The organism is Nitrospira sp. Ecomares 2.1 (assembly GCF_965152585.1).
Window position 1 is genome coordinate 3,476,715 of record NZ_OZ224219.1, and the last position, 20,525, is coordinate 3,497,239.

Genomic DNA, 20,525 nt, shown 5'->3' on the forward strand with positions numbered 1-20,525 from the left:
AGAGGTCAAGAAGAAGGACAGCCGGTCATTTTAATGAATTCCCGTTTATTCACAACAAGGAGGTGCTTCAATGACAATTATGCGAAATTCAATTTTAACCCTTGCCTGCTTCGGTCTTTTATCTACGGCCGCCATGGGAATGCCTCCGGAGAGCATGAACGAACCAGAATTACACCATGGCACAAACACGGATCCCACGAACCAGCCAGGACCTGAGCATTCCGAAAGCTCCATGGGATCCGCCCAAGGGAACATTATGGGGTCCGAGATTACGGGTGAAATTCTTACTGTCGAAGGGGATCTGTATACCGTCAAAGATTCAACAGGCAAAGAAGTGCAATTGCATGTGGACGAATCCACGGAAAAGTCCGGAAAATTAATAGAGGGAGACAAGATTAAAGCCGAGGTCACCCCGCAAGGTCACGCAGTCATGCTGAAAAAAGCAAATGACATGAACTAAGCTTTCAGAGTCAGGGAAAAAAGCCGGCGGATTCCGCCGGCTCTTTTCTTGCCATATTCATTCTACCCACTGGGGATGGATGCCCAAACGAGAGAGAGTCAACAACAACCGGAGGGATCGTGAGGCGAGAGGTGGAGGGGAATGAGGTTCTTTATTTCTTCCTACTCCTCGCGGGGTATGCTGGCGGAAGGCTTTTAGGATGAACCGCGTTTTTTTTGACTGGCACGGATAACTTCGGAAAAAGAGGTAAAGGAATCACCTTTGCTCACATACTCGTCTCCGCCAGCCTCAGAAAAGGCCTTTGTCACAATTTGATCCCCATGCATGGACAATCCGATAATATAGGTTGACGGGTGGCGGGCTTTGATGAGACGGGTGGCTTCTATTCCGTTCATCACGGGCATATTAATATCCATCACGACGACATCAGGCTGAAGCATTTGAACAAGCTCGACAACCATTTGACCATTCTCAGCTTCTCCGACCACCTGTATATCGGGACAGGCATTCAACAGGGCGACCAACCCTTCACGGAAGATGGGGTGATCGTCCGCCAGGACGACGCGAATGTGTCCAGGATGGGTGGACAAAGGGTGGATGGGCGGAGGCGGAGCGGACAGCGGATCCATCTCCAGGTCACCCTTCCGGACAGAAAATGGAATTTTGATGAAGACACGAGTGCCCTCTCCTATAATTGAATGAATTTCACATTCTCCTCCAAGACTTTTCACGCGTTCCTGAACGTTCAAGAGACCGAATTTCTCCGTATCCGGCCAAGCGTCATACGTCGGGTTCAGATGGAATCCACAGCCGCGATCGGTCACCTCAAAGCCGATGCATTCCGGTGTCGGTTGGGTAATGATGATTCCGGCTTCCAGGGTTTGGCCATGCTTCATGACATTCAGCAGTAATTCCCTGATGACCTGGTACAGGATCACCGAGACGGATTCGGGAAAATGCAGCGCGTCTTCATCGAGATCAGAAGTCACGCTGACATGTAAGTCATACCGGACCATTTTCTGTGCCAACCATCGAAGCGCCGCCAGCAGTCCGAATTCATACAGAATGGGCGGACTGATTTGAGGAATGAGGTCACGTGTATATTGCAAGGCATCATCCACCGATTCTTCGATTTCTTTCACCAGCGGTGCCTGCGCATCCGACAGATCGATTTGTTGCAACTGGCTAAGTTTAATTTTCCCGACAACCAGCAACTGCCCCAAATAATCATGCAATTCGGTGGCAATGCGGCGACGTTCCCGTTGTTCGGTGAGGATGAGTTCCGAGGACAGTTGACGAAGCCGTTGTTGGTGTTGCACGAGTTCGTGTGTCCGTTCTCCCACGCGCCGTTCCAGCGATACCGTCATGGATTCCAGTTGAGTTTCGATATTTTTCCGGTGGATGGCCGAGGCCAGAATATTGGCCATCGTTTGAAGAAACTTCACATCCTCCTGCTCAAATTCACGTCTAAAGGTTGAATGCACGCCAAGGACTCCGTGAGGGTTGCCTTCCTGATCCCGGATAATGCAACTCATGCCGCTCACGACCTGATGGTCAATCAATAAGGAAGGACCCGAGAACCTGGTCTCCTGCGAAAGATTGGCAACGATAACCGGTTCATCGACCGACAGTGTAAATCCGGCTTGAGTATCCCGGCCGGCGCTCACGACGGCGCGCCCGATCAAGCCCTCCTTCCATCCTATCCCGGCACGAAAAATGAGGGACTGTTTATCGGGCAATAATTCCAAAACCTTGGCCAATTCGACCGGTAAGATGGCGCAAAGCAGCCTGACACATTCATGCAGGACCTTTGGCAAATCCCGTTCCTGGAGGGCAAACTGCCCGAATCTCGCGATCTCTTTATGTTGCTGCGAGAAACGGATTACCTGATCTTCCACATGACGGACGTGGGTGATGTCCACAAAGGTCAGCACAACTCCCCGGATCTGAGCTTCACGGGATTGGTAAGGAATGATCCGGGATAAATACAGCTGAGGATAAGAAAACCGGCGCATCTGCTCTTTGGGCCTTGACGTTCGCAATACCTGACGTATATCCCTCAATAATGTCTTATCCTGGCAAAAGGAAGACAATTGGCTGATGGGCCGGCCGAGATCGGTATCCAAAAACTGAAAAATCTTTTGCGCGGCGGGAGTAAATTTCTGAATACATAAGTTGGCATCGAGAAATAAGGTCGCGATCTCTGTCGTCCGGATGAGGTTTTCCATATCACTGTTCGCGCGATCCAGTTCCTCCACCTTTCCCGAGAGCTGGGCGTTGACCGTTTCTAATTCTTCATTAATAGACTGCAATTCCTCTGTAGAGGTTTGCAGTTCTTCATTGGTGGATTGCAATTCCTCATTCACGGACATCAATTCCTGGTTGGAAGATTTCAATTCCTGGTTGGACGTCTCCAACTCTTCCAGGGCGGTCTGCAAATGTTCCCGTGTCGTGTGGATTTCCTGCTCCAGTTCCTTAATCGTGTGGGACGCGTTTTGGGGAAAATTTTTCCGGCCTTTGGAAAGTTCCGGAGTCAGCCCTTGCTCGCGGAAGACCACCATCAGCAGATCGGTCGCTTGTTGGGCATGAGGCAGGGGGCGGACAATGATATCCACATGACGCATGCCATGATTCACCGGCAACCTGATATTCCGGTGAATCACTTCCTGGCGGGTTTTCAGGGCTTTGAAAATTCCGGATCGCAATGGCAGACGCAAATCCGGCAAGACCATATTGATGAGATTGACATTGACCGAGCCGGAGGGAAGCTGCAAATAGCTCCGGGTCTGCCCGGAAACATATTGCACCTGACAATCTTTATCGATCAACACCGCAGCGGGACCATACTCCTGTCTGACCAGTTGGTCGAACAGGTGAGTAAAGTTGTCCTGAACCGGCGGTAACACAGTCGTTTTCAGAATGGGTCCGTTCCCACGCGGACCCTCTACCGGAAAGTTTGGAAACGTACGGCCCAGCATCTCTTTTGCCTGAAACACCCGATAGCGTTTATTCACGGAGCGGAATAGTCGGGATTTTTCCTCCGCATTTTCCGAGGCGCCAAGAAACAGATACCCCTTCGGATTGAGGGAATAATGAAACACTGAAAACATCTGGTGCTGAAGACTGGACTCCATATAGATCAACAGGTTCCTGCAGGAAATGACATCCATTCGAGAAAGGGGAGGATTGCCGACGAGGTTATGAAAGGAAAACACGCACGCCTGGCGTATGACCTTGCCGACCCGATAGCCGGCACCGTCTACTTCAAAGTACGAAGAGAGCTGGCCTGGGGATACATCGTCACGAATGGTCTTCGGATATCGTCCACGGCGGGCAAGGTCCAACGCCCGTTCATCAATATCCGTCCCGAAGATTTGAAGGGGGATATTCAGATTGTGCCGTGAGAGATATTCATAAAATATAATGGCCAGTGAATAGGCTTCTTCTCCGGTTGAACAGCCAGGAATCCAGATCCGGATTGATTCGCCGGATTTTTTGGCATTCACAATCAACGGGACGATTGTGGTGGAGAAAAACGCAAAGGCTTCCGGATCTCTAAAAAATTGAGTGACCCCTATCAGTATTTCCTTAAACAGCTGCTCGGCTTCCTCCGGATCCTCCCGCAGTTGTTGGACATACTTCGCGGGAGAGGCAATTTGAAGAATCTGCATGCGTCGTTGAACCCGCCTGCCCATGGTATTTCGTTTGTAGTGACGGAAATCGTGTCCGGTCCGACGGTGAAGGCACGAACAAATCTCCTCCAAATGATTCAGCACTTCCAATCGAAGCGTGTCCAGTCCTTTTCCATCCCGAAGATCGTACAAATACTTCGCATAGTGGATGAGCACCGGTGCAATGTCTTCGATCGGCAGGATATGATCGATCAATCCTGTCAAAATCGCGCTCTTCGGCATACCGGCAAATTTGGCGGTTTCTGCGGATTGGGCAATAGTCATTCCCCCGTGTTCCTTCACCGCTCGAAGCCCGACTGTGCCATCCGATCCGGCGCCCGACAAAATCATTCCGATGGCATAGGGACCCTGATCTTCCGCCAGGGAATGGAAAAATAGATCAATAGGGGCCCGGAGACCATGAACCTCCACGGACTGGCCCACCCGCAAAAACCCTCCTTCGATCTGTAATTGAGCATTGGGGGGAATGATAAAAATCTTATTGGGCTCGATCAGGGTTTCGTCAACAGCTGCGTGAACTGGCAGAGAAGTTTGTTTTGTCAGCAATTCAGGCAATAAACTTTCGCGGTCGGGCGCCAAGTGTTGGATCACCACAAATCCGATTCCGCTATCTTCTGGGAGGGAAGAAAAAAAACGCGACAAGGCTTCTAACCCTCCGGCGGAGGCACCAATGCCGACAATGGGAAACACATTGGCCGGCGTGTCCGCAGTCATGCTCTTGGCACGGGGGGAGCGTCGTCGTGGAGAAACAGCCTTTGGAGTGCCTGAGGACTTTAGGGATTTATGGGCTGCTTGAGAAGCCTTCGATGAAGGCGTGCTGGAGGACCCGAATGGTCCCTTGTGAGATTTTTGTTTGCTCGGCACAAAAGGTCTTCTTCATATTCCAGAGCCTGGAATACTATCCTAAGCAAAGGTTTCAAAAAAACGTGAGGATCAGAAGATGAACCAGATATCATCCTCCCGACAGTACATCCGACTGGTTCATCCGTGAACGTTCAACTCAGGTCATGAACACCTGACTCGCTGTCAATTGCCGGGATAAGCAATGAGCTGACAATTTCTAAAAATCCGCTCACTGCTGCAACCCATCATTAGCGCATCTTTCAAAAATACAATGATCAATCCCGCCGATTTAATGTTTACACCGATGACATGCTGGCAGAAGAAACCTGTTCCTCCCTTAAAGAAATTTTCGCGCCTGACTCCTGATGTCGGTAATTCCCGTGTAGTAAATTCCCTAAATCTTCTCTGGTGTTAATCAAGTGGGCCATTTCAAGTATTCCTGCCTCTTTCAAATGTGGTTGCAGGGCAGGTTGGAGGTTGTACAAATAGACAGCCTTTTTTTGCTCCCTGGCTTTGAACACGATCTGGAAGAGGGTCCAGGCCCCAATTGAATTCACACACGACAAGTTCCTGAAATCTATTATAAGCAAGGAAATCGGTGACGATACCACGTGGTCCAATAATAAATCTGTTCGGCTCAAATTTGGTGTGTTGATACTGAGATCTACCGTGAGGGTGAGGACCACGAGTTGGCCAGGAGTGCTAATGGTGCATTTCATAACAATGACCTCCTTACATGAAAATAAAGATATTGTTCAACAAGTATGAAGAAATTTTCCCAATTGTACGCATTCCGGACTCTCGTACCACTCTACATTACCCTTGAGGGTAAATACCTAATCGCGTCATGGAGCGGGTCTCGTCCATTCCATTCGTCATTCATCACTCTCAACGCTGTGTGGCTGTGAAATTACATTGGTCCTGATGACCAGACTCGCATTCAACGTCCGGCAGGAATCCTTGGACTTGATGATTCCGCGGAACCTGGAGAGTTTCCAACCCGCAACCGATTAATCACGGTCGACGCCCCGGCTTCAAAAGCCTGCTGTTCGGCAATGAGACGTTGGTGAATATGCTGCACGGAACCGGACAAGGTCGCCCTGCCATCTTCCACCGTCGCCACGATATCCTGGCTCGATAAGAATGGGCTCCACCACACCTGGTTTTCGAAATCCAGTTGAATTTCCCAATCAGATTTTTTGATTTCAGATGTGGAAAAACTGATTTGATTGGTCAGGCTCTTCACCCCTTGAATCCGGGAAGCCACGTTTTCGGCATGGTTTCGTTCATAAATCGAATTGACGGTCCCCGTGAGCAGGACGGCTCCCTTCTTCACCACGGCCCCAAGCGTGAACTGCTCCAAGACAGGATCTCGTGAAAACGCCTCCAATAACCGGGCCTGAACATCGGCATCCTTAGGAGTCGCGTTGGACTGGACCGTGATGAGGTTCTTCACGGATTGGACCCCGACGGTGTTATTCGCATTTTGCTCAGCCTCACGTCTGATGGACAGAAAAGGCACATTGCCCTCCAGGGTCACGGTCCCATTTTTTACCGACACGTGGATGTCAAATGGAGCCACGCGGCGGTCAGAAGCCAGCACCCCTTGAATGGCATTGGAAACTTCCTGATCCGAAAAGATGGGACGCTGAGTACGCAGCATCGGATCCGGCGACACCCAATTGACGGTGATACCGCTCACATCTACGTCATGGACACCCTCAACCCACGCCAATTCGGCCACCCGGCCTTTTTCGTAGGCGCTTCCCACTTGTCCTGTCAGAATCGCATGCCCTTTTTTCACCTGAACCTTTAATAAGGATGGACGTACCACCCAAACGTCGAATGCCAGACGATGGATGATTTCCTCCTTCAGGACCGAATCCGGCCTGTCTCGAACACCCTCCACATTCAGTAGGTCCCGCAGCTCGACGATGCCTTTGACCATTTTTGCTAAATTGAGCGCAGTCTGTTTTTCTTGTCTGGAGTGCACCCGTCCCTTCAAGGTGAGGACCCCATTTTGAACATCAAGATGAATGTTATCGCGCTCCACCACAGGATTTTCATCGAACAGGTATGCCAGGTGCTTTTTGAGAACCGAATCATCGATCCTGCCGACCGGTCCCACTGAAAGGCGGTCGATCACTCCCCGAACCCCCCGAATAGTCTGCGGAAGTTCTGTGGCACGCTGTTGCGTCCAAAGACTATCCGCAGTCCCGGTGAGAGTGACGACCCCATGTTTAACCGTGACTTCAATTGAGGAAAATGACTTTGGATCGACTCGAGAAAATCGATTTTTCACGGCCACGGCCACACGGGTATCATCAACCTCTTCAGCCCCTTCTCCAGTCACCTCGGCGGTGTTTTCCACATCCTCTTCGGCTATTCCCAAGCCGACCATCAGACCAAAGGACAAAGCAAATATGGCAATATGGAACAGCACAGGCATACCCCCATTTCCATGGAACATACAGAGGAAAGATGTGGAATAGAATGAGGAAACGCTCAGAGGATGTCAGTTGACAAAATCGGCGAGCGTGAACAAAAAATGTCCTGGATTGGAATCTGCGTTGAGGCTCAACTGAATTTTTGGTGCATGCGGACTAATTGAACAATCAGGCGATAGAGTTCCTGGCCGGCGGACTCTTTGGATAAATATGCCGCTGCACCGGCTCCACGCATAGCTTGCTCTGTTTCCTTATCCTGACGAACCGATAATCCGATTACCTGAATCCCAGGGTGGTGATGACGAATCTGCCTGGTGGCTTCAATACCATTCATTTTGGGCATATTGATATCCATGACCACCACATCGGGTTGCAGAGATGCTGTCAGACGGATAGCCTCTATCCCATCCCCGGCTTCCCCCACGACCTCAATGTCGGAAAAGGCGCCCAGCAGACTTCGCAAACCCTGCCGAACCACGGCATGATCATCCACCAGAATGACTCGAAATCCTGACGACCTTTCCGGACTTGATTCCTGACTGATCTCCGTAGCCACCATCGGGGCCGGAGCCAGAGAAGAAAAGGCCGCATTCGGTCGCGCCTGATCGGGCAGGGATGCATACAGGCGGATGCGTGTCCCTGAACCGGAAGTTGAGTCTATGACCATCCGCCCACCTAATAAAGACATTCGTTCCCGAATACTGAACAGTCCGAATTGATTGGAGGAATGGCTGTGTTGTTCGATGAGGTGAAGATCGAATCCTTTGCCTTGATCCGCAATTTCGATGCAGACCTCATCCGGTGAGGAAAGGGTGACAGCCAAGCACACCCTGTTCACACCTGCATGTTTCACCACGTTCAGCATGAGTTCACGAACGGATTGAAACAGGAGCACCGCCTCATTCTCCGTGAGGGTCAGATGGTCACGTTCCATTTGAACTTCCACAGAGAGCCCATATTCCTTCATATCCTCGGCCAGCCACCGCAAGGCCTCTAACAACCCGAATTGATACAGCACCGACGGGACCAGTTGGGCGACCAGAGAGCGCGTATAGCCCAACGATTGATCGAGAATGCGATCAATTTCTTGAAGAACAGAAACCAGACCTCCCGAAGCACTCACCATTTGCTCCAGGCTACTGACCCGCAGCCGGCAGGCCACAAGGAGCTGAGCCAAAAAATCATGAAGTTCCTCCGCAATCCTGCGTCGTTCCCGCTGTTCCGTCAGAATCAGCTCCCCGATGAGCGATTGAAGGCGAGATTGGTTATGGCGCAGTTCCTCCGTGCGTCGGGCAATTCGACTTTCCAATTTGGCTGTCAGATGTTGGAGTTGCTCCTGCATCGTTTTTAATTCGGTAATGTCCGTATTGGTGCCAATCCATCGCACCACCTTCCCATTCTGATCCCGAATCGGTACGGCACGGGAAAGGAACCACCGGTATTCTCCGTCCTTGCTCTTGAGAGGAAAGGTGTCTTCCCATATTTCACCCGTCTGGAAACACCGGCTGATTTTCTCAACCACCCGGTCGACATGATCAGGATGATGGACAGTCTTCCACCCCCACCCTTCCATGTCCTTGAGCGTGGTACCGGTATACTCGTACCAGCGTGCGTTGTACCAAAAAATCCATCCCGTCGAGTCGGCCATCCAGGCAAATTGAGAAATCGTATTGGCAAGCGTGCGAAACCGCTCTTCACTTTCCCGCTGTTGTTCTTCCATCTCTTTTTGATAGGAAAGGTCCAGCACCAAACCGACATACCCCAGATAGCCGCCGTCCGAATTAAAGCGGGGAGAGGCGGAATCCAGAACGTAGTGATACTCCCCCTTTGCACTCCGAAGACGATATTCCAGTCGAACGGATTGTCTTTTTCTGTTCGCTTCGTAAAACGCCTGTTGAATGGATGGACAATCGTGAGGATGAATAGCCGTCATCCAACCCTCACCCAGGCCGGTTTCCTCCGTCTGACCGGTAAAGTCATACCAGGTTTGACTGAGAAAGATACAATTCCCGTCTGCTTCTGTAATCCAGGTCATGACATCGGGGTGATGAGCCAGATGCTGGAAGCGGGATTCATATTCGATCGCAGCACGACGCATCGTTGCCAATGCCAGTGTTTTTTTCACTCTGGCCAGCAGTTCTGCCGCCGAAAACGGTTTGACCAGATAGTCATCCGCACCGGTCAGCAGTCCATCCACCTCGGCCTCCTGACCGGCCCTTGCCGACAGGAAAATAAACGGCGTCGATTGCAGGTCCCGATTGGACCGAATCCGTTTAAGCAACTCGAGCCCATCAAGGCGAGGCATCATGATATCACTCAAAATGAGATGGGGATGGACCATGTGAACCTGCTCCAAGGCTTCCAGCCCATCGCATGCAGAAACCACCTCATAGTCCGCCCGCAATAATCGCGTCATATAGTCCCGCATATCCCCATTGTCTTCCACCAATAAAATGATGGGGCGTGAGCGCTCCGTCTTCTGAACGGAATCTCCTTCATTCTGGAGAACTTTTTGACCGGACGGCTCATGATCTATCCCTCCGGCCCACTGTTCGGATTCCAGAATGAAAGACTTCGCTAAACGCTCGTCGGTGGGTTTCGTGGACGTGTGGCTTACCTGCTCCGGCGGGAGGTGATGAAAGCCGAAGGGGACCCTCACGGTAAACACACTTCCCTCTCCGGGTTCACTCTCAACATGAACCTTCCCGCCATGCATTTCCACCAACTCTTTCACCAAGGCCAGACCGATTCCGGTTCCTTCAAATGTTCGTCCCAAGGCTTCCTTGGCCCTGAAAAAACGCTCAAACACATGAGAAAGCGTCTCCCGATTCATACCGACCCCGGAATCCCCAATCCGAACATCCACGCCTTCCGCATGGGGAATGACTTCCACGTAAACCCGTCCTTGCAGCGTGAATTTCAGAGCATTAGAAAGCAGGTTCAGAATGATTTTTTCCCAGGAACTTCGATCAACATAGACCGGTTGAGACAGCGTGGAACAGGACACAATATATTCCAGGCCGGCTTTTTTCATGGCCGATTCAAATGTCGAAGCCAGGTCACTTGTCAACCCGCTTACATCCACCGGTTCAAACACGGCCTTCATCCGTCCCGCTTCCAGGCTGGAAAAGTCCAATAGCGTGTTCACCAGCTTCAGCATCCGCATAGCATTCCGGTGGGCCACCTCCACAGCCGGAGCCGTAGTGAAAGTGGTGTTCTGCATTGCCTCATCCAAGGAACCAAGAATCAGTGTCAGCGGCGTTCGAAACTCGTGGCTCACGTTGCTGAAAAATTCTGTTTTGGCACGATTCAGTTCCGCCAGTGTTTCATTCCGTTTCCGCTCTTCGGCCAGCGCCTGCGCCCGGTTGATGGAACCGGAAATCCCGTTGGCGAGCAAATTCAGAAACTCAAAATATCTCCCATTCACCGCTAATCTCGGACTGATCCCCACAACCAGATATCCGGCTTTTTTTTCTCGCTCCCACGATGGTAAAGGTAAGACCATGCCCTGGCGGCAGGGCTCCGGCCAGACTCCTGCAGAAGCACCCAAATCAACCGTAATGGAAAACGCGGCCTCCTCCCACCTGGGCGAAAAGGACACCGGCCACCACGGCCGTGGATAAAAATTATCTCCATCCACCTCCAGGCGATTCGGAACAAGGGAGGATTCCGGCGCCAATCCCGACTGTGCCCTCAAACACACATGACGCTCTTCAGCGTCCCATAGATATATCAAACTGAAGGGGATATCCAGCGAACTCCGGGCAAGAACATCCGCTGACAACCGGCAGACTTCTTCAACCGAGTCTGACCGTTCGGTGACCTTGGAAATTTGCCGGAGGGTATCGAGTCTTCGCCCTTTTAATACCCGACCTGTTTCCTCGGTCACGGCACAGAAGAGACCCAAGACCATTCCCTGATCGTTCTTGATCGGACTGTACGAAAAAGAAAAAAAGGTTTCTTCCAAAAACCCGTATCTGCTCATAAAAAGCGGAAGGTCTTCATTCCAGGTTGCTCGACCTTCCTGAAACACCATTTGCACTTGCGGATCAATGACCTCCCAAATATCTGCCCAAATTTTCGAGGCACATTCCCCCAAGGCCTCCGGATGCCGATTTCCCAACATCGGGATATAGGCATCGTTATAAATATTGATCTGATGCTCTCCCCACCAGATAAACATAGGAAATCTCGAATCCAGAATTATTTGGACGGAGGTTTTGAGCTGAGGGGGCCAGTTGGCTCTATCTCCCAAGGGAGTATCCGTCCAATCCTTATTCCGGATGAGTTCTGCCATCTGGTTTGATGACATTATGGAAAAAGACCTTTCACCTGTATGAGCCCCTCAGGTTAACGGAGAGAAACCAGATTTTTGACTCATGCCCCAGATTCGCAGGCTCAACCCTATCACATCTGGCCCATTCTTTCAGTTGACAAATCAGGGTGTTTCACCCGCTTGAGGGAAACACCCTCTCTGATTTTCTCACTTTTTCCCTTTCATGGAACCTGATTGAGGGGACGTCCTCCCTAGGGTCGGGATCCGGAGAATCAAGGGATTTTAACAGTACGGAATGGGGGATCATTTCGTTAATTTGTACAACAAGACAGATGGCATGATTTGAAGAAATGATATTTATGTTTCATTCATTCTTTATCCCCCAGCAAGGAGGCCGACGTTGAAAACTTTATCTCCATCAATGAATGGTGTGATTAATAGTCCTCAGGAATTCAACCAGTTCATTCCGGCAAACTTTTCCTACTTTCTCGAACGTTCTTCGAGCCATATCCGGCGTATTTTGCAAGATATGGGGCAATGGGCGGACAATTCGGCACATGAAAAATTATTGTTGCGTCTTTCTTTTGATCTGGTTGAACGGTTTATCGAATACTGTCCTTCCCAACTCCCCTGCCGGCCTTCCCTGCTTTTGGATGGATTCATATCCGATTATTTTGGAAGACCCCAGGAATCCAAGGCGTCATCAACATCCAATCCGATTTTGTACCGGTACTTGGATGGCCTGCTTAATCGAGCCGTACTGAGTCGGGACGGTTTGATCTGTCTGTTCTACCACCTGTATGGCATGAAACCGGTCGAGGTCGGATTCCTTCTCGGTTTGGAAGAAGGCCAGACCCAACGCATTTATAAAAACTTTGCGCGATGGCGGCAAAAGGGGTGGTTTCAAGCGACAGAAGAGGTTGGATTAACCACGCAAGACGTCCAATCTTTAGTGGAAAACCAAGGGGCTAACCCTGAATTATTCAATCAACAGGTCCGGGACAATTTACAAGAATTGTTGCCTTTTTATCGAAAAAGCGACCCCCCGTACTATCCCTGTCTCGAAGATTCCAAATGGCACGAGATGCTCAGAGAGGGATACGGGTTTGATTACCGGATGTGGCATCTACCTCTCTGCCTTTCCTGTATGAACGTCATTACCCGGATTGGCGACTCATTTCTCCTCGACCCCACTATCACTTTAAATTTTCATGTTTCTCCTCATTCGTTAAAGGATGAAGAGATTTCATGGCGGGCTCATGGGGCTCATGGGTCAAAACCTTCTTCGAGGAATAAAACGGGGCACCGTTATTCTCGGGATCTGCAGATGGCCTAACGTTTCTCTAACAGGTATCTGAATATATTTGGAAGAATGGGACCACGATTACATACGGTGAACAGAGCGTGAAGAGCTGTGGTAGACGAATTTATCCTGACCGTCTTATGTTTTAATAGCCTTTGTCTCGCTCAATGCGAATGTATGACACCAGATCACTAATGGCCTGAAGAAACAACCTGGGGTTAAGGGGTTTTTCGAAGGCGTATGACGCCCCCAACAAATGGGCAAATCTTCTAATATTGAACTTTGGGGCGCGAGCGGCCGAGAATGTTGCAATAATCAGAGGATGACTGTCTTGGGAGGTAATTTCCGCAATAAACGAAAACCCGCTTTTCTGTTCGAGAAACAAGTCTATAACGATACAATCGATGGATTCTTGGGTATAGAGACAAATGCCGTCTGAAAGATTTTCTGCAATGACACTCTCTACTCCATACCAATCACAGAGACGTTCCAATGTCTTTTGTGAATCGGAATCGGGGTCGATAATAAGTAGTTTACTCATCACAGTCCGTGTGGTTAATAAGGTAAGTCATTTCCCCACACCCGCTCCAGCTAAAAAATACTGATTCACCCTTCAAGCAACTGCCAGAACCGTTTAGAATAGAGCACCATTCGTTCTCAGACCTCAGTTCACAACCAGCCTCATTGATTAAAGCATTTCTCTATTTCTCAAAATGTGGTCACCCAATTCGGATTTCCCGATCGAAGTAATTGCACTGTCGGACGCCCGGCGTCCCGCGTCGTACGCATTTCTGATTCTGCAGCCACAGGAATGGTTTCGGCCATTGACAAGGGATATGGCCCCGATCCCCGGAGCAGGGTCAGGATATAAATATCCCGGCTAGGAATAAAAGGCCTTTCGGAATCGACGAACCTCACACCACCCCAAGGTTGAAATGAATAAATCAACGTCGTCCCCGAGGAGCCGGCCAAAAGAGGCTTTCCATTCCGACATTTCTGTTGCACGTTCATTGGGGCGGGATCTGTCCCATAGGTTGCTTCTATATACGGCACCTGAAAAGAGAAGAGCAGCACTGACACTAACGCACCGAGTACAAAAGGCAAAAAGATCAGATCCCTTTGTCCCTGACCATATCCGGCATGGAGTAAATTCCTTTTCATCGGCGTCTCCCAATCCCTTTTCGTTATGAATGGCATTCACACATTTTTTGATCAGAATGACCTATTCATATACAGGATACTTGGCATTAACCCAATGGACATTTCTTTTTAATTTCTCTAGGAGCCTGTCCTTTAGAGCGACGTCTGAAATGTGAGGGTGTGGTGGATAAGAATGAACGGAAATCTACATCTGAGGCAGCGACGAGGTCTTTAATGAAAACGGGCCCGGACATTTCCTCAAATGGAATGTCCCAGGCCCGCTTCCATGTACAAGAAAAGCTTACCGGGTTAGGGTTTAAGTGAGGGATGTACCCTTCCAACCCGACGGGATTCACAAGGTTGCACAATCCCTGATTCATAAATCCTGTTCAACCAAACAGGCATTTAAAAAGAAAGGACCCCGAACAACCATAGTACAAGGATGAGACTGACAGGAACTCCTAATAACCACAATAATATTGGCATATTTCTACTCCTTTATTCTAAGTGAGTTAATAAATTATGACAGAGGATCCCGCTTGTATCCGTCATCGCGAGATAATTCTGCCAGCGGTCCCATTCACTCCTTCTTTTTTTAATGCTACCGGAGACCCGCGAAATATTGTATGGACAAGTTGTTGCTAGGATATTCCACATCGTCCAATTTTCCTTGTCCCGATGACATGCCTGAGTTCGGAAAGGGTGAATTTGGCAAGACTTCACATGCCTTCAGGACGATTTCGATTCACCTGCAAACGCAATCGCCATTGAAGAGGTGTATCGGGGTCCCGTGTATAGCGTCCATGATCCTCTCCAACCTCCACCTCTCTCAACGGAATGGTGATTTGTTCTTTTATATGTGGGAAAGCTTCTTGAAATAATAAATGGACGACGTTTTCGGTGCACCCGAAGACCTCAGCATTCAACCCTATCTCATCTTTAAAATCGACAGTGACCCGTTCCGCAGGATTAATCCAGGGCGCAATCAATTTTGCTTTCTCGTGATTGGTCATAATATCCCTCTTGTCTAGGCCAGGATTCCTTCATGGCCTTGCCTCCATATTTGCGCCAGAATCGTCAATAAAGCCAATGAACCCTATTCCTTGAAGTCTCCACGGTTGATCAAACGGGTTCATGTAATTTTTTTGGCCACAAATACTCCGATCAGCACCATGACAACGCAGATTGCGAGAAAAATGTAAAATAATACCTGTGCGATTCCCGCAGCTCCCTCAGCAATCCCTGAAAACCCAAATCCACCCGCGATGAGCGCAATGACAAAGAAAATTGCCGCCCATTTTAGTATCGTCATAGAAGGCTCCTTCCTAGTGAGTCATGGTTATTAGAGATCCTGCGATGACGGTAGGCACTGAATGAAACTCTGTCTCTATAGGGGGAAAAATCCGCTGCCTCTTGATTAGAACAAACTCTTGTCATGACACCCATACGCATTGGAGGATCCGTCTTATCAGGAGGATCACCGATGGGTTTGGGTTCTTCTAAAGGGTCCTTTCCCGGCGGAGGGGGAACAAGCGGATCCTTAATCGGTTCCGGCTTAGGGTCCCGGTTTGGAGGACCCATGGGTGGTCGTTTTTTTTCAGGTTCCGGAGGTGGGATGGCAGGCGGATGGTCTTTGGAGCCATTCAACCCATCCCCCTCGACCTCTCTCCGATTCCATTCTACCCTCGGCCTCCCTCTATCAGGGCTTCCTGCGTTTGGATAATCTCTCATATTTTCTCTCCCCTCCGGTACACGGCTTACTCCTCCCGATATGAAATCGTATCCAGGAATTGAATCGTTGATTTTCCTATCATGTCTCAAGACGATTATTTTTTAAATAGACATCTGTAAGTGAGAGGATTGGGTTTTATCTATATAGGATCAACAGGAACTTTGTTAGAGATTTAGATGGAAAGTAGGAAAAGCAAGGTCTGTAGAACCAGAGGGAACATAGCCTCATCCTTTCTACGCCTCTTTTTATTGGAGCCCACACGCCCGGTGTATTCTTGTGCACGTGCAGGTTCGGCCACTCGCAAAGCTGTCTCAGCGTTTAGTAGAAAGTTTTGAGTACACCAGGAAAACCTCTAGCTGACTCAGAGATCGTGTTCCAACGATCACTGATGGCGTGAAAATTTATATTGCGGACATAATGTATGCCATTGCCGACTCCCTCCACGACCAGAAGAAAATTTTCCAGAAATCTGCATCTCTGGGAAGTCGTGGCCATTCGTGAATTGTGTTTACTCGGAGTGGTTGTGTGGTTCCTCTGGTTATGCTTGCAATTACAGGCCATTCTTGTTCCGGTTTTGATTGGTCTGGGTTTGGCCTACCTGGCTGACCCCACACTGGATTACGTGGAACAGGCCTGGAGGTTGCCGCGGTGGGTCGCCGTGGCCTTCATGGCCATGATTATGTGCCTGCTGTTCAGTGGCCTCGTTCTGTGGATAGGACCACTTCTTGTCGATCAACTACGGCATTTCTTTGAAAAAGTCCCGACATATCTTTCCATTTTGGCCAACCGGTATGAGGTGGACCTCGAGGACATTTCCCGCAGGCTTTATGAAGTTTCCACCAATATTAAGAGTAATCCCTTCGCTACGCTGAAAACATTTTTCTCAGGAACCGGGCAGGTGTTTTATTTTACAAATATCATAATCGGGACACTGGGTTCTTTTTTATTTTCCCTTTCATTAATCGTCATTTACTTTTTCTTTTTTGCCTGGAGTTTTCCCTCCATCCAGAAAACTTTTTGGCGTTTGCTCGAATCTCAAGGCGATCCCCGCTGGGAAAAGCTGCTGACAGAAATGGACGTGGCTATAGGAGAATTTTTCAGAGGACGATTGCTCATTGCATTGATTATGAGCGGGATGTTTGGAGGTGGCTGGTACCTGGTGGGAATGCCCTATTGGGTTCTCCTGGGATTTTGCGCAGGCGTGTTGAGCCTGATTCCCTATGCCGCCACCCTGATGTGGCCTATTGCTCTCCTGTTGAAATATTTAGATATGTCCATGGGGCCTTCCTCTATCGACGATTATTGGATGCAAGTCCTGGTCTGGCCCAGCGCAGTTTATCTGGGTGTTCAATTCATTGAGGGTTGGGTTCTCACGCCCTGGATTCAAAGTCAGTCCACCGACCTCAGTGCCGCAACGATTCTGCTCGTCGTCTTAATCGGCGGAGCTCTAGGGGGAGTGTTAGGCCTCATTCTGGCCATCCCCTTTGCGGCCTGTTTGAAAATCCTGGCGAAGGAGTTAATTATTCCCCGCCTTCAGTCGGGAGATATTACGGAAGTGCATGGAAAAATTATTACCCCTCAATCCTCAGGTCTGACCTGATTGTTGCCGGATAACACATGGAACCCCTCAACATTATATTGAACAGTCTTCGGGAAATGGGAAGCCAGGCATTGGCTCACCTTCCGAATGTGATTTCAGCTATCGTGATCCTTGCGTTGACCTGGTTAAGCACCAAGGCTTTGGAAACCCTATTGACCCGACTGCTTTCTCGGTTTGGCATACGGGAATCTCTTCTGGAATTACTTCAGAAACTCGTGTACATCGGCATTTGGATAGTCGGAATATTGATTGCGGCCATTATTATCTTTCCCAGCTTAACGCCGGGGAAAATTCTCACAGGATTGGGGTTGGGATCCATAGCCATTGGATTTGCCTTCAAGGATATTTTTGAAAATTTCCTGGCCGGCATCTTGATCCTCCTTCGCGAGCCGTTTCAATTGGGGGATGTCATTGAATGCGAGGACCTGGAAGGGTTTGTAGAAGAAATCACCATTCGAGATACCCATATCCGTCAAACGGATGGCCAACGAGTAGTTATTCCCAACAGCGTGCTGTTTAAAAATCCGGTCATCGTGCGGACAGACCGGGATTTGCGCCGGGTCACCATCATGTGCGGCATCGCCTATGGAGAGGATGTCAATGCTGGACGCGATGTAATCCGGCGCGCATTAGAAGGATTGGACACGGTCAATCAGGAGAAAGACATACAAGTCTTTGCCCAGGGTTTTGGGGCCAGTAGCATTGACTTCGAGGTGACCTGGTGGACTGGGTCCCGCCCGGTGGACATCAGAAAATCCAAGGACAAGGTTGTGGCTGCGGTGAAACAGTCCTTAGATTCCGCCGGGATTGAGATCCCATTCCCTTATCGCACATTAACATTTAAAGAACCATTGGAGACCTTGATCACACGCCACCGGAAAGAACAGGACGTGCCGCATGATAGGTGACACTTTTATCCCGAAGGTCCCAGCGTCTCCAACTTGTCCGGCCTCCAAAATGAGGGATTCCCAATGGATGGATTAATCGATCTGAACTGGCATCAGGTCTGGTCGCATTTGTATCATCTGCTCATTGCCTTTCTTTTGGCCGTTCCTCTCGGTTGGGATCGGGAACATGAATCGCGCGGTGCCGGGCTCCGCACCTTCCCTTTGGTTGCAGTCGGGTCTTGCGCGTATATGCTGACAGGGATCAATGTGCTGAATTCCACCGATGCCGAAGCTCGTGTCATATACGGCATCTTAACCGGAATTGGATTTATTGGCGGAGGGGCCATCCTCAAAGAGAGAGGAAATGTGGCCGGGACTGCCACTGCGGCGAGCATTTGGAATACCGGAGCCATCGGTATGGCCGTGGCCTGGGACCGTTACGAAATTGCCCTGGTGCTAAGCGTGTTGAATTTTTTAACATTCCGGTTCATGCCGTTGTTGAAAAACAAGTAACAGTCGAACCATCATCACCAGAGTTCGGATGGGATCCTAGAGATATGAGGAGGATGGGTCGCGGGCAGGAGATTCCTCCTTCGTTCGAGACTTTTTGGACTCTCTGGACTCTGCAACCTCGCCTTGATCTCCCATAGATGGACCATAGGATCCAGCCCGGTAAATTTGCAGGGGCACGAGGTTTTCGGCCCACGCATCGGCAATGGGCTGCATGATGCTCCACATCTCTTCTACCTCGTCATTTCGCACAAAAAGTCGCAAATTGTCGGACATGGCTTCGAGAAACAGCCGTTCATAGGGGGAAAGATGTTCAGGCGACACTGGGTCGTCCACCCTCATTGGTTCAGGTGTAATTCCTCCGGGTTCATGGATGGTAAATATTCCAAGGTTCACTTTTTCGCTCCCGAGATTTATTCGCAAGATATTGCCGCCTTCTTCAGAAAGAAGGGATTCGGTACTTCTCTGTCCACCCTTGAAATGCACCAGAATTTCCTGTCGGTCCCGACCCAGGGCTTTTCCCGAACGTAACACAAAAGGCACCCCCTGCCATCGTTCATTATCGACCCACAAGGTCACTTGAGCAAAGGTTTCAGTGTTTCGCTCTGAAACCACTCCCCTGTTTTCTGCATAGCCGGGAATCCGCACACCACCTATCTCCCCGGACTCGTAACGAGCCCGTACGGTCTGGGCTCGGATTTCAGGCTTTGAGGGTTTTCTAATAGCCTTGAACAATTCGACTCTTTTATCCCGAAATTCAGGAGACCACATGGACTCCAATGGTCCCAGCGCCAGGACAGCCATCAACTGAAGGAGATGATTTTGGATCATATCCTTCAGCGCTCCGGCGTGATCATAATAGTCTGCACGCCCTTCCAGCGCCAACGTCTCGTCCCAGATCACCTCGATCTTTTTGATGTGATGACGGTTCCAGAGAGGGGTGAACACAGGATTGGCAAACCGGAGACCGAGAATGGTGTCCACCACCGGCTTTCCTAAAAAATGGTCAATACGAAATACCATGCCTTCAGGGAATTTCTGATGCAGAAGTCCGTTCAGTTCCATTGATTGGGCATAGCTTAACCCGAACGGTTTTTCGATGATGACACGGGATTCCGGCGGTAACGTCACGTGTCGAAATGTTTCCAACACCGACGGAAACATCTGTGGCGGTAACCCTAAATAGAGGAGCGTTGACCCTGCCTGCTGGCTAAAGATGGCCTGAATCTGTCGAGGGTCGGAAATATCCTGTACACGTGCATAGTCCAAAGATTCCAAGAATCCTTCCCGGGATCTTGGGGGTGGTGAAGATTCATGGTTATCGAGCAATTCGGAGACATGCTCCTGAAAATGAGGAGTCGTCCAATCTCGTCGTCCTACTCCCGTGATTCTATGCTCCCTGGGAAGACCCCGGTTGGCGAACACGTGAGCCAAAGCAGGAAAAACAAACCGCTTCGTGACGTCCCCTGTGGCTCCAAAAATAATCAGATGTTCATACATAAGGACTTTTGTGTACCTCAATGCAATAGGTAAGCCTTGGGTAGCACCAGGTCTCTCCACCAATATGCAAAAGAACATGTGTGGGGTGACCAGGAAAAGAATCGGAGCGTGAGGGACTGCCTGGATCGCCACATG

At 49.8% G+C, this 20,525-nt stretch carries 14 protein-coding genes; 5 read left to right on the forward strand and 9 right to left on the reverse strand.

Going from position 1 to position 20,525, the window contains the following annotated elements; genetic code table 11:
- Positions 1 to 70 precede the first annotated feature (70 nt).
- Positions 71 to 460, forward strand: a complete 390-nt coding sequence (locus ACWHYD_RS15365; protein ID WP_447962904.1) for a hypothetical protein — start codon at positions 71 to 73, stop codon at positions 458 to 460.
- Positions 461 to 654: 194 nt separating this feature from the next.
- On the opposite strand, the gene ACWHYD_RS15370 is transcribed toward ACWHYD_RS15365, so the two are convergent.
- The 4 genes from ACWHYD_RS15370 to ACWHYD_RS15385 all read right to left on the reverse strand — a co-directional run bounded on the left by ACWHYD_RS15370 (position 655) and on the right by ACWHYD_RS15385 (position 11,754).
- Positions 655 to 5,016 (reverse strand): chemotaxis protein CheB, encoded by a 4,362-nt coding sequence (locus ACWHYD_RS15370; RefSeq protein WP_447962905.1) that lies wholly within the window; start codon positions 5,014 to 5,016, stop codon positions 655 to 657.
- Positions 5,017 to 5,291: 275 nt separating this feature from the next.
- The gene (locus ACWHYD_RS15375; RefSeq protein WP_447962906.1) at positions 5,292 to 5,714 is read right to left on the reverse strand and encodes an STAS domain-containing protein; all 423 of its coding nucleotides are present in this window, start codon (positions 5,712 to 5,714) and stop codon (positions 5,292 to 5,294) included.
- A 221-nt stretch (positions 5,715 to 5,935) separates the two neighbouring features.
- On the reverse strand, positions 5,936 to 7,444 hold the full coding sequence (locus ACWHYD_RS15380) for a BON domain-containing protein (protein ID WP_447962907.1): 1,509 nt from the start codon (positions 7,442 to 7,444) through the stop codon (positions 5,936 to 5,938).
- Positions 7,445 to 7,572: 128 nt separating this feature from the next.
- Positions 7,573 to 11,754, reverse strand: a complete 4,182-nt coding sequence (locus tag ACWHYD_RS15385) for a response regulator (protein WP_447962908.1) — start codon at positions 11,752 to 11,754, stop codon at positions 7,573 to 7,575.
- A 364-nt stretch (positions 11,755 to 12,118) separates the two neighbouring features.
- Between ACWHYD_RS15385 and ACWHYD_RS15390 the strand changes: the two genes are divergently transcribed.
- A complete protein-coding gene (locus ACWHYD_RS15390; protein WP_447962909.1) occupies positions 12,119 to 13,054 on the forward strand; it encodes a hypothetical protein in 936 nt (311 codons plus the stop codon).
- A 112-nt stretch (positions 13,055 to 13,166) separates the two neighbouring features.
- Here the strand turns inward: ACWHYD_RS15390 and ACWHYD_RS15395 are convergent, their stop codons facing one another.
- The 4 genes from ACWHYD_RS15395 to ACWHYD_RS15410 form a co-directional block, all read right to left on the reverse strand.
- Entirely contained in the window at positions 13,167 to 13,562 is a 396-nt protein-coding gene (locus ACWHYD_RS15395; protein ID WP_447962910.1) for a response regulator, read from the reverse strand.
- 167 nt (positions 13,563 to 13,729) lie between these two features.
- Positions 13,730 to 14,182 (reverse strand): hypothetical protein, encoded by a 453-nt coding sequence (locus ACWHYD_RS15400; RefSeq protein WP_447962911.1) that lies wholly within the window; start codon positions 14,180 to 14,182, stop codon positions 13,730 to 13,732.
- A 698-nt stretch (positions 14,183 to 14,880) separates the two neighbouring features.
- Positions 14,881 to 15,174 (reverse strand): hypothetical protein, encoded by a 294-nt coding sequence (locus ACWHYD_RS15405; RefSeq protein ID WP_447962912.1) that lies wholly within the window; start codon positions 15,172 to 15,174, stop codon positions 14,881 to 14,883.
- A 119-nt stretch (positions 15,175 to 15,293) separates the two neighbouring features.
- Positions 15,294 to 15,473, reverse strand: a complete 180-nt coding sequence (locus tag ACWHYD_RS15410) for a DUF1328 domain-containing protein (RefSeq protein ID WP_447962913.1) — start codon at positions 15,471 to 15,473, stop codon at positions 15,294 to 15,296.
- An 841-nt stretch (positions 15,474 to 16,314) separates the two neighbouring features.
- On the opposite strand from ACWHYD_RS15410, the gene ACWHYD_RS15415 reads away from it, so the two are divergent.
- The 3 genes from ACWHYD_RS15415 (at position 16,315) to ACWHYD_RS15425 (ending at position 18,893) form a co-directional block, all read left to right on the forward strand.
- Positions 16,315 to 17,493 (forward strand): AI-2E family transporter, encoded by a 1,179-nt coding sequence (locus ACWHYD_RS15415; protein WP_447962914.1) that lies wholly within the window; start codon positions 16,315 to 16,317, stop codon positions 17,491 to 17,493.
- 17 nt (positions 17,494 to 17,510) lie between these two features.
- Positions 17,511 to 18,401 (forward strand): mechanosensitive ion channel family protein, encoded by an 891-nt coding sequence (locus tag ACWHYD_RS15420; RefSeq protein ID WP_447962915.1) that lies wholly within the window; start codon positions 17,511 to 17,513, stop codon positions 18,399 to 18,401.
- A 63-nt stretch (positions 18,402 to 18,464) separates the two neighbouring features.
- Complete coding sequence (locus tag ACWHYD_RS15425) at positions 18,465 to 18,893, forward strand: MgtC/SapB family protein (protein WP_447962916.1); 429 nt, start codon at positions 18,465 to 18,467, stop codon at positions 18,891 to 18,893.
- A 36-nt stretch (positions 18,894 to 18,929) separates the two neighbouring features.
- Here the strand turns inward: ACWHYD_RS15425 and ACWHYD_RS15430 are convergent, their stop codons facing one another.
- Positions 18,930 to 20,390, reverse strand: coding sequence for a glucose-6-phosphate dehydrogenase (locus ACWHYD_RS15430; protein WP_447962917.1), 1,461 nt, complete (start codon positions 20,388 to 20,390; stop codon positions 18,930 to 18,932).
- Between the last annotated feature and the right edge of the window lie 135 nt (positions 20,391 to 20,525).